Consider the following 14,452-nt stretch of genomic DNA (forward strand, 5'->3'; position numbering starts at 1 on the left):
GCTGTCATTCCAGTTGCTTGACGATCTTGTTTCCGCGAGATTTCCCGCGCCGGATCAGCGATTTACGGGCGCGGGAGCGGGTCGGGCGGCAGCGGCGCCAGCAGTTCGGCCGGGATCGGGCGCTCGCCCGCCAGCGCCCGCGCGCGCACCAGCGCCGCTTCCCACTGCTCGCGCTGGCCGAGCCGGGCGTACAGCGCCACCTGCAGCAGCGCCAGCCCGAAATCCTGGTCGGCCCAGGGCGCGACCCGTCCGGCCAGACCGCCGGCTTCGGCGGTCTGCCCACGCGCCAGTCTCCAGCGCGCGTAGGCCTCCACGGCCGCAGCGACCTCGGCCGGGATCGCGCGCTGCTCGGCCAGCGCAAGTGCGTCCCGATATCCCGGCTCGCCGGCCGGCCCGTCGCGCAGCGCGCGCAGCAGCCGCTGCGGCACGGTGTCGCCGGCCAGCATGTCGCCGCTGACGGGCAGGTCGAGGCCCTGCGCCGCCTGGCCGCGCCGCAGCTGCAACCAGGCCCGCAGCTGCGGTCGGCGCGCGGGCGGCCAATCGGTCAGCGCGGCATCGGCGATGCTGACCACCGCGCGCGGGTCGCCGGCCTGTCGCGCCAGCTCCATGCGCAGGTAGTCGCGGCGCTTGTAGTCGCCGGGCACCACGCGCGCGGCCTCGGGCATCGCCAGCAGCTTGCCGGCCTCGCCCAGCCGACCCACCGCGAGCAGCGCCTCGGCGCGGCCGAGCAGGATGTTGGCGCGCTGCGCGGGATCGCGGATCCGCGGCAGCAGCGTCCAGGCGCGGTCGCTTTCGGCCAGCGCGGCTTCCGGATCGAGCAGCTGCAGCCGCGCGCTGATCAGCATGCCGCTGATCCCGGCGAGCTCGTTGACCGCGCCCATCGATTCGAAGTCGCGCGCGGCCTTCTCGAAGTAGCCAACCGCCTGCGCCGGCCGTTGGCGATCCATGGCCAGGTTGCCGAGGTTGGCATCGACGCGTGCCACCGCCAGCGCGTCCCCGTTGCGCAGCAGCTGCACCCGCGCGCGCCCCAGGTCCGACAGCGCTGCGTCGAAGCGCCCCTGCGAGGAGCGCGTCACCCCTCGCCCGTTGAGCGCGTGGCCCAGTTCGACCGGCGATCCGTTGCGCTCGAGCATCGCGATCGACGCGTCGTAGCTGCGCTCGGCCTCGGGGTAGCGATCGAGGCGGATCAGCATCGCGCCGCGCGAGTTGAGCAGGCGGGCGCGGAACGTCGGATCGCCGTGCGCGGGCTCACCGGCGAGCAGCGCGTCGAGGGTGGCCAGCCCGCGCCGGTATTCGCCGGCGCGGAAATCCACCTGTGCCAGCCGGTAGCGCAGCTGCGGCTGGGCGCGCTGCAGCTCCGGGGCTTCGTTGAGGATGCGGCGCGCGGTGTCGAGCTCGTTGGCGAGCATCGCCGACTGCGCGCGTTGCAGGCGCTCGTCGAGGCCGGGCGGCGGTTCGCCCTCGACCTCGGCCGCATCTCCGCCGAGCGCGGCCAGCAGGCGGTCGCCGGCGAGGCGCGCGGCCTCGAGCAGGTCCTTGTCCCGGGCCTGCCCGCGCTGCACCAGGCCGTGGCGGTCGGTCGCGCGCAGGCGCACCGTCCAGCGGCCGTTCTCGCCGCTGGCGCGGCTTTCGACGATCCAGTCGACGCGCGCGGCGTCGCGCATCGCGCGGATGTCCGGTGCCGGCCGTGCGCTACCGGCGTCGCGCAGCAGGTTCAGCGTGGTGTCGCTCGGCAGCGCCGGCAGGCCGCCGCGGCGGATGCGGTCGGCGAGGTAGTCCATCAGCCCGAGCCGCGCCCAGGCCACGTCGCCCGGGCCTTCGACGCGTGTGGGCAGGACCATGATCGCGCGCCGCGGCTCCGCGTCGGCGACAGGGGCCGCAGGCGCCGGCCGCGCATGCTGCTGCCAGGCGAACGCGGCGGCGAGCGCGGCCAGGGCCAGCGCCAGCACGAACAGCGTCGCCATCGGCCCCCTGCGTTCGCGCCGCGGCGCCCGCGGGGCCAAGGGCGTCGCGTCGGGTTCTTCGGATCGAGGCCGGTCCTGCGGTGGCGCCGGCGATCGCGGCAGGGAGGGCGAGGGGGCCGGCATCGCCAGGGGTGCGGGTGGCATGACGTGCGAGACCGGCTCAACCCCGTCCGGAGCCGACGGCGAGGGCGCTTCCTGCACAGCGGGTACCTGCTCCACCGTGGTCGGTGCGACCCAGCGGAAGCCGAAGCGCGGCACGGTGCGGATCATCCGCTGTTCCTGGCCGTCGTCGCCGATCGCGCGCCGGCTGCGCAGGATGATCTGCGCCAGCTGCGCATCGGACACGTCGCTGCGCGAGAACACCACGCGCGCCAGTTCGTCGCGATCGACCGCACGCTCGCGGTGTTCGATCAGGTGGGCCAGGCATTCGAACACCCGCGCCGGCAGCCCCACCGGCACCGCGCCGTGCAGCAGTTCGCGCTTGGCCAGGTCCAACGCATGGCGCCCGAAGCGATAACGCACGTTCGTCATGGGATCAGGATGCGGGATCGGGCCTGCACGCGCATGGGCCGGACATCATCGCGCATTCGCGCGGCGACGGCAGCGCGGGGCGTTCGGGCGCGGTGGATCCGGAAAGTTCGCGATCCGCTAGTCCCGCCGGCCGCTTCCGGCGTGCCCCGCCCCGGCCACCCGCACCATGCGGTCCAGCAGCGTGTCGACGATCGCGGCGGGATCGGCGCTGCGCCCGGTGTGCACCGGCGACATCTGGATGATCGAGCTGCGCCGCGCGGTCAGCCAGTGGAAGCGCGCGCGCGCCGGCAGCGCGCCGATCGGGCCGCTGCCCGGGCCACCGCGGCAGATCGTGGCGATCGCCGCCAGATGCGCGCGCAGGGTGTCCAGGTCGATGTGCGGATCCAGCGCACGTACCCGCGCCGCGTCGAGTTCGATGCCGGCTTCGAGCAGGCCGGTGGCGTGGCACGACACCACCACGCCGACATTGATGAACTCCTCGCGTTCCACCCGCGGCACCACGCGGATCACCGCATAGTCATAGATGGCCGTGGGCACGAAGCGCCTCCTCGACGAATGCGCCGCGCTGCCGCAGCCGCGCGTGGAAATGTTCGACGTATGCGCGCCGATGCGCCTCGACGTCGGCGAACGCGGGTTCGCCCGCCAGCCATGCATCCGGCACCAGCGCGACGATGCGCGCGATGTCGTCGTCGGCGATGCGAGCGGAGAGGATCGCATCGGCCTCGCGCAGGCGGCTGGCCCGCGGCAGCAGCACGTGCTGCGCGATGTGGGTGAACGGCGAGGCGGCCGCGTGCGCGGCACCCGGCCAGTCGTGGTGGAAATACAGCGCCGCGCCGTGGTCGATCAGGTGCAGCTTGCGGTGCCACATCAACAGGTTGGTGTTGCGCGCGGTGCGGTCGACGTTACTGGTGAACGCGTCGAACCACACGATCGACGAAGCGAGCAGTGCGTCGGAGTGTTCGACCAGCGGATCGAAATTGATCGAACCGGGCAGGTAGTCGAGGCCGACGTTGAGGCCGCCGCTGGCGCGGATCAGGTCCTGGATCTCGGGATCGGGCTCGGTGCGCGCCAGCTCGGGATCGAGTTCCACCAGCACGATCTCCGGGATCGGCAGGCCGACCAGGCGGGCAAGCTCGCCGGCGATCACCTCGGCGACCAGCGCCTTCGCGCCCTGCCCCGCGCCGCGGAACTTCATCACGTACATGCCGTCGTCGTCGGCCTCGACCACCGCCGGCAGCGAACCGCCTTCGCGCAGCGGGGTGACATAGCGGGTCGCGGCGACCGTCCTCACGACAGCTGCAACTCCGCGCGCGGCGGCAGCGACCAGTCGATCGGTGCCTTGCCGCTGCGCGCCAGGTAATCGTTGGTCGCGGAGAAGTGACCGCAGCCCAGGAAGCCGCGGTGCGCCGACAGCGGCGAGGGATGCGTGGTCTTGAGCACGCGATGCCTTTGCTGCTCGATCATCTTGCCCTTGGCCTGCGCATAGCTGCCCCAGAGCAGGAACACCAGGCCTTCGCGTTCGCGATTGAGGGTATCCACGACGTGATCGGTGAAACCCTCCCAGCCCTTGCCCTGGTGCGAGCCGGGGCGCCCTTCCTCCACGCTCATCACCGAGTTGAGCAGCAGCACGCCGCGCCGAGCCCACGGCACCAGGCAGCCGTGGGCGGGACGCGCGATGCCAAGGTCGCGCTGGATTTCCTTGAACATGTTGTCCAGCGACGGCGGCACCGGCTCGCCCGGCTGCACCGAGAAGCACAGCCCGTGCGCCTGGCCGGCGCCGTGGTAGGGATCCTGGCCGAGGATGACGACCTTGACCTGGTCGAACGGGGTCGCGTCGAAGGCCGAGAACATCTGCCGCGCGGGCGGGTAGATCCGCGCACCGGCCGCGTGGCGCTCGCGCAGGAATCCCGACAGCGCCTGCATGTCGTCGCGCTGCAGCCAGTCGCCGATGCGCGCCTTCCAGGACGGTTCGAGCTTGACGCGGTCGTCGGGCATCAGGAGTCCCGCATCATCGTGTGTCCGGTGCCGCGCCCATCAGTCCGCGCTCCGCTCCGGAAGTCCCGCCAGCCGCAGCTGGAACAGCGTCTTGGTCACCAGCAACCGCTCCTCGATCGGCTTGAGCACCAGGTCGTTGGCGCCTTCGCGTAGCAGCGTGGACTGGTTGACGCGGTTGAAGTCGCCGGTCATCACCAGCACCGGCAACCGGCGCTTGCCGTATCCGAATTCGTTGCGGATCGCGGCGAGCAGGTCGTGGCCGCTGAGCTCGCCTTTCAGGTACACGTCGGTCAGCACCAGGTCGGCGCCCGGCGCGTCGGCGGCGTGGGCATGCGCCCGCAGGTATTCCAGCGCGTCCTCGACGCTGGGCACGTGGGTCACGCGCATCTGCTGGGCCTGCAGCATGCGCGTGGTGGCGATGGCCACCGTACGGCTGTCCTCGACGTAGAGCACGTGCGCGCCCGGGATCGGCGCAGGCTGCACGTAGCCGCGGATGAACGCGGCCAGCGCCTGGTGGCCGTGGGCCTTGTCGAAATAGTCGGTGACATCGTCGGTGAAGCGCCGCGCCTCCAGGTGCGCCTGGGCGTCGCCGGACACCACGATCACGGGCACGTAGCGCTGGCCCGTCGCCTCGCGCACCGTGCGCGCCAGCTGCAGGCCGTCGCCGTCGGGCAGCGCCAGCGCGGTGGTCACCAGGTCCACCGGCGCGGCGTTCAGCGCGGCGCGCGCTTCGTCTAGGCCGCTGCAGCCGACCACGTCGACCTCCGGCAATTCCTTGCGCAATACATCGCCGATCAATCGGCGCACCAGCTTCGAGCCGTCGACCACCATCACCCGCGGCGCGGCGCTGGCAACATGGCGCAGGTCGTGGTTGCGCCTGTCGGCCGCCGCGCCGTCGGACGCAGCGCCGTCGGAACGCACGCCGTCGACCGGTGCGTCGCTGCTTGGCGCGCCGTCTCCGGGCCCTTTGCCGCCAGAACCGCTCATGTTTCGGTCGGCCGGGTCTGGCGCAGGTAATGACCGGTGACCAGACCGGCGCCGAGCCAGCCCAGCGCCGTCGCGCCGGCGAGCACCGCCAGCGCCACCGGCGGGGTGAAGCCGGCCAGTTCGAAGCCGCTGCCGTAGCTGGCGGCGAGCTGCGCCAGCGGCGCGCGCAGCGCGTGCCCGGCGGCGGCCAGCAGCCCGACCGCGAGCGCGCCTGCGCCGACGCCGTACCACGCGCCCAGGTACAGGAACGGGCGGCGGATGAAACCGTCGGTGGCGCCGAGCAGCTGCAGCACGCCGATTTCCTCGCGCCGCGACTGGATGTCGAGGCGCACGGTGTTGCCGACCACGAGCAGCGCGCCGAGGCCGAGCAGGAACGCCAGCACCCACGCCACGCGGCCGCCGAAGCGCAGCCAGCCGTCGAGGCGCTCGCGCCACTGGCTGTCGTGCTGCACGAGCTCTGCTTCGGGCAGCTGCGACAGCCCGTCGGCGAGCAGGGCTTCGTCGCCGGCCGGAGTCACGATCAGCACGTATGGCAGCGGGTTGTCGCCGGCGGCGTCGACCGCGGTCGCCGGCACACCCTTGTCGCGCAGCGACTGCATGCCCTGTTCTGGCGTGCGCAGTTCGACCTTGCCCACGTTGCGGCGCGCACGCAGCTCGCCGGCCAGCGACGTGGCACGTTCGCCACCGACGTCCTGCTGCAGGAACACGCTGATCTCGCGCGACTGCTGCACGCTGCCGGAAAAACGCGCGACGTTGCCCAGCACCAGCCACAGTCCCAGCGGCAGCGCGAGCGCGACGGCCATCACGCCGACCGTCAGCGCCGTGGCCCAGGGCTTGCCCAGCACGCGGCCGAGGCTGGCGACGAAGCTGTAGACGTGGTGGTCGAACCAGGTACCGATGCGGGAGTTGCCGCCGCCGTTATTCATTCGCCAGGTCCTCCGGCGAGATGTCGTCGGCGAGCACGCCGTGGTCGAGCACCAGCACGCGCTTGCGCATGCGCTTGACCAGGCCGAGGTCGTGGCTGGCGACTAGCACGCTCGTGCCGCGCTCGGGCAGGGAGGCGAACAGCGCCATGATCTCGGCCGACAGCGTCGGGTCGAGGTTGCCGGTGGGTTCGTCCGCCACCAGCAGGCGCGGCTCGCTGACCACCGCGCGGGCGATGCCGACGCGCTGCTGTTCGCCCGCCGAAAGCTGCGTGGGCAGCGCCCGTTCGCGCTCGGCCAGGCCCAGGCGTTCGAGCATCGAGCGCACGCGGCGGCCGATCTCGCCGCGACGCATGCCGCGCAGGATCAGCGGCAGGGCGATGTTGTCGTACACGCTGCGGTCGGTGAGCAGGCGGTGGTCCTGGAACACCACGCCGACCTCGCGCCGATGCAGCGCGACGCGGCGGCCGCGCACCTTCATCAGGTTGCGCTCGGCCAGCAGCACCGCGCCGCGACTGGGTCGCTCGGACAGGTGGATCAGCTTGAGCAGCGTGCTCTTGCCTGCGCCGGAGTGGCCGGTGACAAACAGCATCTCGCCGGCGCCGATCTCGAAACTCACGTCCGACAGCGCGACATGGCCGCCCGGGTACTGCTTGCTGACGTTGTCGAAGCGCAGGACGCTCATGGAGGCCGGGATTCGATTCGCGATGGGGGATCGGGAAGGCTAATGCTTCCTCGCCGGATCCGCCATCGCAACGCGATTCACCTCACGTGGCGTCCGATCGGGGGTCGCATGTGCGCGAGGCGGCGATCCGGCGCACTGGATGCCGAATCGCGCGTCGATTTCCGGCCCTGCGTCTCAGTGCTGCGTATTGGGCGCCCGCGTCACCAGCTTCTTCAGCCCGCGGCCGATGCGCGAGAACAGCGACGATTGCGCACCCTTCGCGTCGCCCGCGGCCGATGGCTGCGACGGCTGGGCCGGCTTCGTCGCGCGTGCCGGCCTGGCCTGCACCTGGCGTGGACCGGCCGCCTGCGCGGGCGCGGCCGGCTGGTCGCCACCGGCCTGCTGGACCGCCTCGCCACCATCGACGCGGCGGCCGCCACGACGCCGGCGACGCTTGCGCGGCGCCCGCGCGGCATCGCCAGCGGCGGGATCGGATGCCTGCGTGTTGGCAGCCTGCACCGCGGCCGGAGCGGCGGCGCTGGGTTCCCGGACCGCGGCGTCAGCCTCCTCGACGCGACGCGGTGGCCGCGGCGGTCGCGGGCCGCGTTCGCCACGGCTTTCGCCCGGACCGCTGCGGCCACCGCTGCTGCGGCCGCGGCCACTTGGCTTGATCCCGCGGCGGGCATCGTCGGCGGCGCGCTGCTCGCGCGCCTCCTTGAAGATCTCGCCGATGCTCTCGCCTTCCTCGGCATTGGCCTCGACGCCTTCGCGCGGCTTGCGCGGCAGCGCGGTCAGCAGGTCCGCGGTGATCGGCTCCACCGGGATCTTCTGTTCGATGTACGCCTCGATGTCCGGCAGGCTTTGCGCGTAGCGCTCGCAGGCGAAGCTGATCGCGTCGCCTTCCTCGCCCAGGCGCGCGGTGCGGCCGATGCGGTGCACGTAGTCCTCGGCGTCGAACGGCAGATCGTAGTTGTAGACGTACTTGACGCCGTCGATGTGCAGGCCGCGCGCGGCGACGTCGGTGGCGACCAGGATCTCGAGCTGGCCTTTCTGGAACTTGCCGAGGAGCGATTCGCGCTTCTTCTGCGGCACGTCGCCCGACAGCACGCCGACCCGGTAGCCGGCGCGTTCGAGCGCGCGGGCGACGCGCTCGACCCAGGCCTTGGTGTTGACGAACACCATCGTGCGCGCGCCCTCGCCGCGCGACAGCAGGCCGAGCAGCAGCGGGATCTTCTCGTCGTCGGCCGGCAGGTACATCAGCTGGCGCACCGTCGAATTGGTGATGAACTCGCTCTCGACGACGATCTTCTCGGGCTCGTTCATGTGCTCGTATGCCAGTTCGAGCACGCGGTGGCTCAGGGTGGCCGAGAACAGCAGGGTCTGGCGCTCGGTGCGCACCGGCATGCGGCGCAGCAGGAAGCGGATGTCCTTGATGAAGCCCAGGTCGAACATGCGGTCGGCTTCGTCGAGCACGCAGACCTCGCAGGCGTGCAGCGACACGACCTTGTGCTGCTTGACGTAGTCGATCAGGCGGCCGGGCGTGGCGATGATGACGTCGGCGCCTTCCTGCAGCAGCTGGCGCTGCTTGTCGTAATCGACCCCGCCGTAGACCAGGGCGAACTTCAGGCCGAGCTCGGAGCCGAACTTCACCGCGTCCTTGTGGATCTGGATCGCCAGCTCCCGGGTCGGGGCCAGGATGAGCGCGCGCGGGTCCTCGGGCTTGCGGTCGGCCAGCGCCGGGCTGGTCAGCAGCCGGTTCACCACTGTGACCAGGAAGGCCAGGGTCTTGCCGGTGCCGGTCTGCGCCTGGCCGGCGACGTCGCGCCTGGCCAGGGTGATCGGCAGGGTCAGCGCCTGGATCGGCGTGCAGCGGGTGAATCCTGCGGCGTCGAGGCCCGCCAGCAATGACGGATGCAGCTCGAACGAGGAGAAGGTGATGTCGGTAAGGGGCTTGTCGCTCATGCGTCAGATAGGGTCCGCGCGGCAATGCGCGCTTGCGTGGGATGCGGTGGCCGAGGAGACTGCCGGCACCGGAAGGGAGTGCGGTCGCGGCCCCGAACGGTCCCCGTGCGGGCCATGGGCGTGTCCTTGAATCGACCGCGAATCGCCCCAGTTTAACAGTTAACCGCCGCCATCATGGCGCCGCCGGGCCTTGGCCCGCATATCTGGTCCATCAGGAGAATTCCGTGAGCGAAAAGGTCATCCATGCCACCGACGCCGATTTCGACCGCACCGTCCTGCAGTCGTCCGAGCCCGTGCTGGTCGATTTCTGGGCCGAATGGTGCGGCCCCTGCAAGATGATCGCCCCGGCGCTCGACGAACTGGCCGAGGCCTACGAGGGCAAGGTCAAGATCGCGAAAGTGAACGTGGACCACAACCGCGGCACGGCGATGAAGTACCACGTGCGCTCGATCCCGATGCTGCTGCTGTTCAAGGATGGCCAGGTGCAGGCCACGCAGATCGGCGCCGTGGGCAAGGCGCAGCTGGCGCAGATGATCGACAAGGCGCTCTGAGGCGCCATTCGAACCTGCCAGGGGATCGCCGTGAAAGCGGCCGGGCCCGCGATCGGGGATGAAAACCTCGCGGCCCTGACCCCTCCCCGCCGGCTGAACCGCGAGCATTTGATTCCTCGCCCGCGCGCTGGCTGCTTGCCGTCAGCCCGCATACGGTGCTAGTTTCTGTCCGACCCGGCGTGATGATTGCCTGATCCAGGCCCGCCGCACCCTTCTGAAGACTCCCTCTACCCATCCCGCCCGCATTCCGCGGGCGCTCGCAGCAGCGAGGAATTCGCACTTGTCCGACAACACCCCCGATTCCGGCGACACCGCCGAGAAACGCGTGCGCAAGCCGCGCGCAACCAAGGCCGCCAAGGCCATCCAGACAGAAACACCGGCAGCGCCTGCCGCGCCGAAACCGGCTCCACCTTCCGATCCGCCGCAGGCCTCGGCGCCCGCCGCGGAGCCGCGCCCCGCCTCGCCGGCGCCCATGCCTGCGTCCCCCAACCCGCCTTCCGCCCCGCCTTCGTCGGCGCCGGCCGGGAATGCAGGCGGCAACGGGTCGAACGATGGCGCCGAAGCGCGCCAGCAGCAGGGCCAGGGCAACGGCGGCCCGAACAACAATCGCCGCGACCGTTTCCGTAACCGTCGCGATCGCGACCGGGGCGGCGGCGGCGGCGGCGGTGGCAGTCGTCACCGCGACGACGGCCTGCCGCGCGACGACAACGGCGACCAAGGCCAGCGCCTGCCGCCGCCCAACCTCCCCGAGGGCTTCCCGCAGTACTCGCTCGGCGACCTGAAGCGGATGCCGGCGCAGAAGCTGCTCGACATCGCGGAACAGCTCAACATCTCCGACGGCGTCGCCCGCGCCCGCAAGCAGGACGTGATCTTCGCCCTGCTCAAGGTGCTCACCCGCACCGGCGAAGGCGTGCAGGCCGACGGCGTGCTGGAGATCCTGCCCGACGGGTTCGGCTTCCTGCGCGCGGCCGAGGCGAGCTACCTCGCCGGTCCCGACGACACCTACATCTCGCCCAGCCAGATCCGCCGCTTCAACCTGCGCACCGGCGATCATTTGTCCGGCCGCATCCGCTGGCCCAAGGACGGCGAGCGCTACTTCGCGCTGAACGTGGTCGACACGATCAACGGCGAGCCGCTGGAAGCGTCGAAGAACAAGGTGCTGTTCGAGAACCTGACCCCGCTGTTCCCGCGCAAGCGGTTCAAGCTCGAGCGCGGCGACGGCTCCTCCGAGGACATCGCCGGCCGCATCCTCGACCTGATGGCGCCGCAGGGCAAGGGCCAGCGCGCGCTGATCGTGTCGCCGCCCAAGGCGGGCAAGACAATCATGATGCAGCAGATCGCGACCGCCATCACCACCAACCATCCCGACGTGCACATGATCGTGCTGCTGATCGACGAGCGGCCCGAGGAAGTCACCGAGATGCAGCGCACCGTGCGCGGCGAGGTGATCTCGTCGACGTTCGACGAACCGGCCGCGCGCCACGTGCAGGTCGCCGAGATGGTGATCGAGCGCGCCAAGCGCCTGGTCGAGCACAAGCGCGACGTCGTGATCCTGCTCGACTCGATCACCCGCCTCGCCCGCGCCTACAACAACGTCGTGCCGAGTTCGGGCAAGGTGCTCACCGGCGGCGTCGACGCCAACGCCATGCACCGCCCGAAGCGCTTCTTCGGCGCGGCGCGCAACGTCGAGGAAGGCGGCTCGCTGACGATCATCGCCACCGCGCTTGTCGACACCGGCAGCGCGATGGACAAGGTGATCTACGAGGAGTTCAAGGGCACCGGCAACTCGGAAGTGCACCTGGACCGCCGCATCACCGAAAAGCGCGTCTATCCGGCGATCAACGTCAACCAGTCCGGCACCCGCCGCGAGGACTACCTGATCGAGCCGGAGCTGCTGCAGAAGATCTGGATCCTGCGCAAGCTGCTGCACCCGATGGACGAGATCGCGGCGCTGGAGTTCCTGCTCGACAAGATGAAGAGCACGAAGAGCAACGACGAGTTCTTCGCTTCGATGAAGCGGTAGCTCCCCTGAAACGAGAACGCCCCGCATTGCGGGGCGTTTTTCTACTCGTTGGGAAAAACTTCGAATCTCGGGCGCCTGGCCAAGGCCGATAGATCGCGGAGCCGCGGGTTCTTCATCGAAGTGGACTGCACGAGCTGGTAGCCCGTGAGGACTTCGAGCGGCGGGATATCCGGGTTTGCCTCGGCAAACGCGAGCGCGAAATCATCCCGCATGTCTCCCAGCTGCTTGGCATATCCAAGACTGGCCAACGCCATGCCCCGCTGTCCACTTGCCAGCGCATAGCGTGCATAAGCATATGGACCGAATGCCGAGCCTTCCGAAAGAATGTCTCCGGCCAGCTTCAGATGATCGACGTCGGCCGCGAGTGCCGCTCGGTTCACCGCTTCGCCCGGTTTCGGCAGCTGGGCCGACTGGCGCCCGAGATAAAAGGCGCTTGCCTTGAAGTTTCCCCGATCCGATAACGTCTTCAACTCCTCGTCGCTCATCATCGCAGCCGCGAGGACGTCGTCGGGTGTTGGAAATCCTTGGCTTACGAGCCACCTGAGTTGATCGGCGCTATGAAACGAAAACACGTTGGAGAACGCATATTTCCCGCCGCTTTCGCGACCCACCCCGTACGCTGCGTAAAAACTTCCAATCAACTCCCGTTGAGCCGGCGTATAGCGAGCGAGAAGGTCTGCCTCGTCGGTCGCGGCAAGCACGCCACTTACGCCTGCAAACTGGTATTTGGCCGGGATGGCCAATTCGGCGGGCGCCGAATCAGCATTGGACAATGCCGGCCTGCCCGGTTCCGGCTCGATCCCATTCTTTTCCCCCTGCGTAGTTTCCCGAGTGAAACCAGCATGTTCGCCCTTCAAGCACAGCAGGGCGCCGGCTCCCAGTGCAACGATGATGATCCCCGCAATGAGGTGCCTGTCCTTCTTCGACATCACTACTCGCTCCCGGAACTGGTCGCAAGCGAGTTGCAGCTCGTGCGGCGCCCGCGGAAATGCCGTCTCTGCTCAAGGGAACCGCTCGACACGCTTCCGTGGCCAATGCCAGCGGCAGTCGCAAAGCTTCGATGCATGCGGTGCTCGTGTGCGCTCAGCCCTCCTGCAGCGGGGTCAGCAGCTTCGGTCCCCCGCCAACCGGATGCAGGCCAACCCCGGCGATCGCATCGGGTTTCGCATCGTCCTGCGCCCACGATGCGGTCGCGCGCGGGCCGGGAAGATAGGCCTGCCAGGCCCCGTACCGCGGCCCCGCCGTGTCGTAGAGCATGAAGGCGACCGGCACGCGTACCGCCCAATGGGCTTCGTCGACCGCGTCGCCGGTAGTGGGCGGATGGAAAGTCCATTTCCATGCGGCCTTGGTCGCGGCCTGGCCGAAGCGCTCGCGCATCTGCGCCATTTCCTCTTCGGTGCCAATCGCGGTGAGGTTGACCTGCTCGACGAAAAGATCGTCCACCCGGCCCTCCCGGTTGATCCGCAGCACCAGGTATACCGTTCCTTTTCCGCCCATGCTCGCGGCACCGGCGGGGTAGCTCGGTGGCTGCATGCGGTCGCGCGTGACCTGGTCGGTGGCGCTGTCGCTGTACTTGCCGAAGCTGACGCCGGCAATCGACATCTGGAAGTTGCCCCCGTCCACCGGCCTGGCCACCATGCGCAGGCTCATCGGGCTGCGCACCGCCACGGCCTGCCCATTGCGCGTCGTGGGCTGGAACTGCCAGGCAGGCACGCGGTCATCCAGGAAGGCCGACACATACCCGGGCACCTTCGCGCGATCGTCCAGCACATAGCCGCTCACCGAACCATCCGGGTCGATGTCGATGGTGCCTGTCAGCAGCATGCTGACCTCGACCTGCTTGCGCACCGATTCGGGCGCCTTGCCCTTGGTCCTGATAATGGCCGTGGCCGTGACGACCGGCGCCAGCAGCGCGATCGCGAGCAGGATGCGCCATGCACCTTTCATTGAGCTCTCCCTTGTCTGGATTTGAACGCAGCCATTACATCCATGTTGTCAGTGGTCGCAAGGCAGGTGCCCGACTGCCATGGCTTCCGGCAAAAACGGTCAGAGCGTCGTGCCGACGACGTCCCGGGCCAGCTTGAAACGTGAATCCAGCGGCTGCATCTGGCCGTCCTCCAGCGTGTCGCGCATGGCCTGCGAAGTCGTCGACTCGCGGATCAGCCACGGAACGGGCTGGATCGGCCCGGGTACGAACCCGCTCCACCGCCCACCCATCGAAAAAACGACCGGAACGCGGACCAGCGTGGGCGTGGCTTCTCCGTCGATCTTTTCAGTCGGGGTGAACTTCCAGTTCCGGGCGGCGGCAACACTCGACTCTTCCAGCATCCGGCGCCAGCGATTGGCGGTCTTCCCCTTCACGTCCTTGCTCAGGCTGGTCTGCTCGGACATGGCGTCCACGACGTTGCCGTCCGCATCCACCTTGACGATCAGCGACACCTTCCCTTCGACGTATGCACGCTGCATGGCCGGCGGATACAACGGCGGCGCCAGCGTCCGCCTTTTCCCCGGCTCCCCGAACCAGACGTTGGTGACTTTCAGCGCGAACTGATCGCCTTCGGTCGGAACCGCGGTCAGCGCGAGGCGCATCCGGGTCGTCGCGATGACCGGCCTGCCATCGACGAGGATCGGCTCGAACTTCCAGCGTCGCACGTTGCTGTCCACGGCCTGGACCACGCCCTGCGGCAGGTCGCCCCCGAGTCGGTAGTCCTTCACCGCGCCGTCCGGCCCGATCTCGATCTCGCCAACGGCGTCCATTTCGTACGTCATGGGTGGCGCGGCCATCGCGGCCAGCGGTAGCAGGAGCAGCGCCAGCCACCACCCGTGGTTCTTCGATGTCTTCATTTCCACCC

The 14,452-nt window shown here is 69.6% G+C and carries 13 protein-coding genes; 2 read left to right on the forward strand and 11 right to left on the reverse strand.

All coding sequences use genetic code 11. The features are described 5' to 3' along the window. Positions 1-62: 62 nt before the first annotated feature. The 8 genes from ACFOM9_RS09595 to rhlB all read right to left on the reverse strand — a co-directional run bounded on the left by ACFOM9_RS09595 (position 63) and on the right by rhlB (position 9,026). Positions 63-2,495, reverse strand: a complete 2,433-nt coding sequence (locus ACFOM9_RS09595) for a winged helix-turn-helix domain-containing protein (protein ID WP_386709554.1) — start codon at positions 2,493-2,495, stop codon at positions 63-65. Positions 2,496-2,612: 117 nt separating this feature from the next. Further along, complete coding sequence (locus ACFOM9_RS09600) at positions 2,613-3,032, reverse strand: DUF3037 domain-containing protein (protein ID WP_386709557.1); 420 nt, start codon at positions 3,030-3,032, stop codon at positions 2,613-2,615. Continuing rightward, a complete protein-coding gene (locus ACFOM9_RS09605) occupies positions 3,013-3,786 on the reverse strand; it encodes a HipA family kinase (protein ID WP_386709560.1) in 774 nt (257 codons plus the stop codon). The genes ACFOM9_RS09600 and ACFOM9_RS09605 overlap by 20 nt, the downstream gene beginning before the upstream one ends. Beyond that, positions 3,783-4,490: a uracil-DNA glycosylase gene (ung, locus tag ACFOM9_RS09610; RefSeq protein WP_386709563.1), complete on the reverse strand. Its 708-nt coding sequence runs from the start codon at positions 4,488-4,490 to the stop codon at positions 3,783-3,785. Before ung ends, ACFOM9_RS09605 begins: the two co-directional genes overlap by 4 nt. Before the next feature lie 39 nt (positions 4,491-4,529). Next, on the reverse strand, positions 4,530-5,321 hold the full coding sequence (locus ACFOM9_RS09615) for a response regulator (RefSeq protein ID WP_386710985.1): 792 nt from the start codon (positions 5,319-5,321) through the stop codon (positions 4,530-4,532). Between the two features lie 152 nt (positions 5,322-5,473). Then, entirely contained in the window at positions 5,474-6,403 is a 930-nt protein-coding gene (gene ftsX, locus ACFOM9_RS09620) for a permease-like cell division protein FtsX (protein ID WP_386709566.1), read from the reverse strand. Beyond that, positions 6,396-7,085 (reverse strand): cell division ATP-binding protein FtsE, encoded by a 690-nt coding sequence (gene ftsE, locus ACFOM9_RS09625; RefSeq protein WP_386709569.1) that lies wholly within the window; start codon positions 7,083-7,085, stop codon positions 6,396-6,398. The genes ftsX and ftsE overlap by 8 nt, the downstream gene beginning before the upstream one ends. A gap of 174 nt (positions 7,086-7,259) precedes the next feature. Then, entirely contained in the window at positions 7,260-9,026 is a 1,767-nt protein-coding gene (gene rhlB / locus ACFOM9_RS09630) for an ATP-dependent RNA helicase RhlB (protein WP_386709572.1), read from the reverse strand. Positions 9,027-9,250: 224 nt separating this feature from the next. Between rhlB and trxA the strand changes: the two genes are divergently transcribed. Both trxA and rho read left to right on the forward strand, forming a co-directional pair. Further along, a complete protein-coding gene (gene trxA, locus ACFOM9_RS09635; RefSeq protein ID WP_386709575.1) occupies positions 9,251-9,577 on the forward strand; it encodes a thioredoxin TrxA in 327 nt (108 codons plus the stop codon). A gap of 280 nt (positions 9,578-9,857) precedes the next feature. Beyond that, on the forward strand, positions 9,858-11,600 hold the full coding sequence (gene rho / locus ACFOM9_RS09640; RefSeq protein WP_386709578.1) for a transcription termination factor Rho: 1,743 nt from the start codon (positions 9,858-9,860) through the stop codon (positions 11,598-11,600). Between the two features lie 41 nt (positions 11,601-11,641). Here rho and ACFOM9_RS09645 read toward each other — a convergent pair whose 3' ends face one another. The 3 genes from ACFOM9_RS09645 to ACFOM9_RS09655 all read right to left on the reverse strand — a co-directional run bounded on the left by ACFOM9_RS09645 (position 11,642) and on the right by ACFOM9_RS09655 (position 14,444). Continuing rightward, complete coding sequence (locus ACFOM9_RS09645; RefSeq protein ID WP_386709580.1) at positions 11,642-12,529, reverse strand: hypothetical protein; 888 nt, start codon at positions 12,527-12,529, stop codon at positions 11,642-11,644. A gap of 154 nt (positions 12,530-12,683) precedes the next feature. Further along, the gene (locus ACFOM9_RS09650; RefSeq protein WP_386709583.1) at positions 12,684-13,547 is read right to left on the reverse strand and encodes a TonB family protein; all 864 of its coding nucleotides are present in this window, start codon (positions 13,545-13,547) and stop codon (positions 12,684-12,686) included. 99 nt (positions 13,548-13,646) lie between these two features. After that, complete coding sequence (locus ACFOM9_RS09655) at positions 13,647-14,444, reverse strand: energy transducer TonB (RefSeq protein WP_386709586.1); 798 nt, start codon at positions 14,442-14,444, stop codon at positions 13,647-13,649. Positions 14,445-14,452 lie beyond the last annotated feature (8 nt).

The sequence above is a fragment of the Luteimonas notoginsengisoli genome, from assembly GCF_042648885.1.
In the GTDB taxonomy this organism is placed as follows: domain Bacteria; phylum Pseudomonadota; class Gammaproteobacteria; order Xanthomonadales; family Xanthomonadaceae; genus Luteimonas; species Luteimonas notoginsengisoli.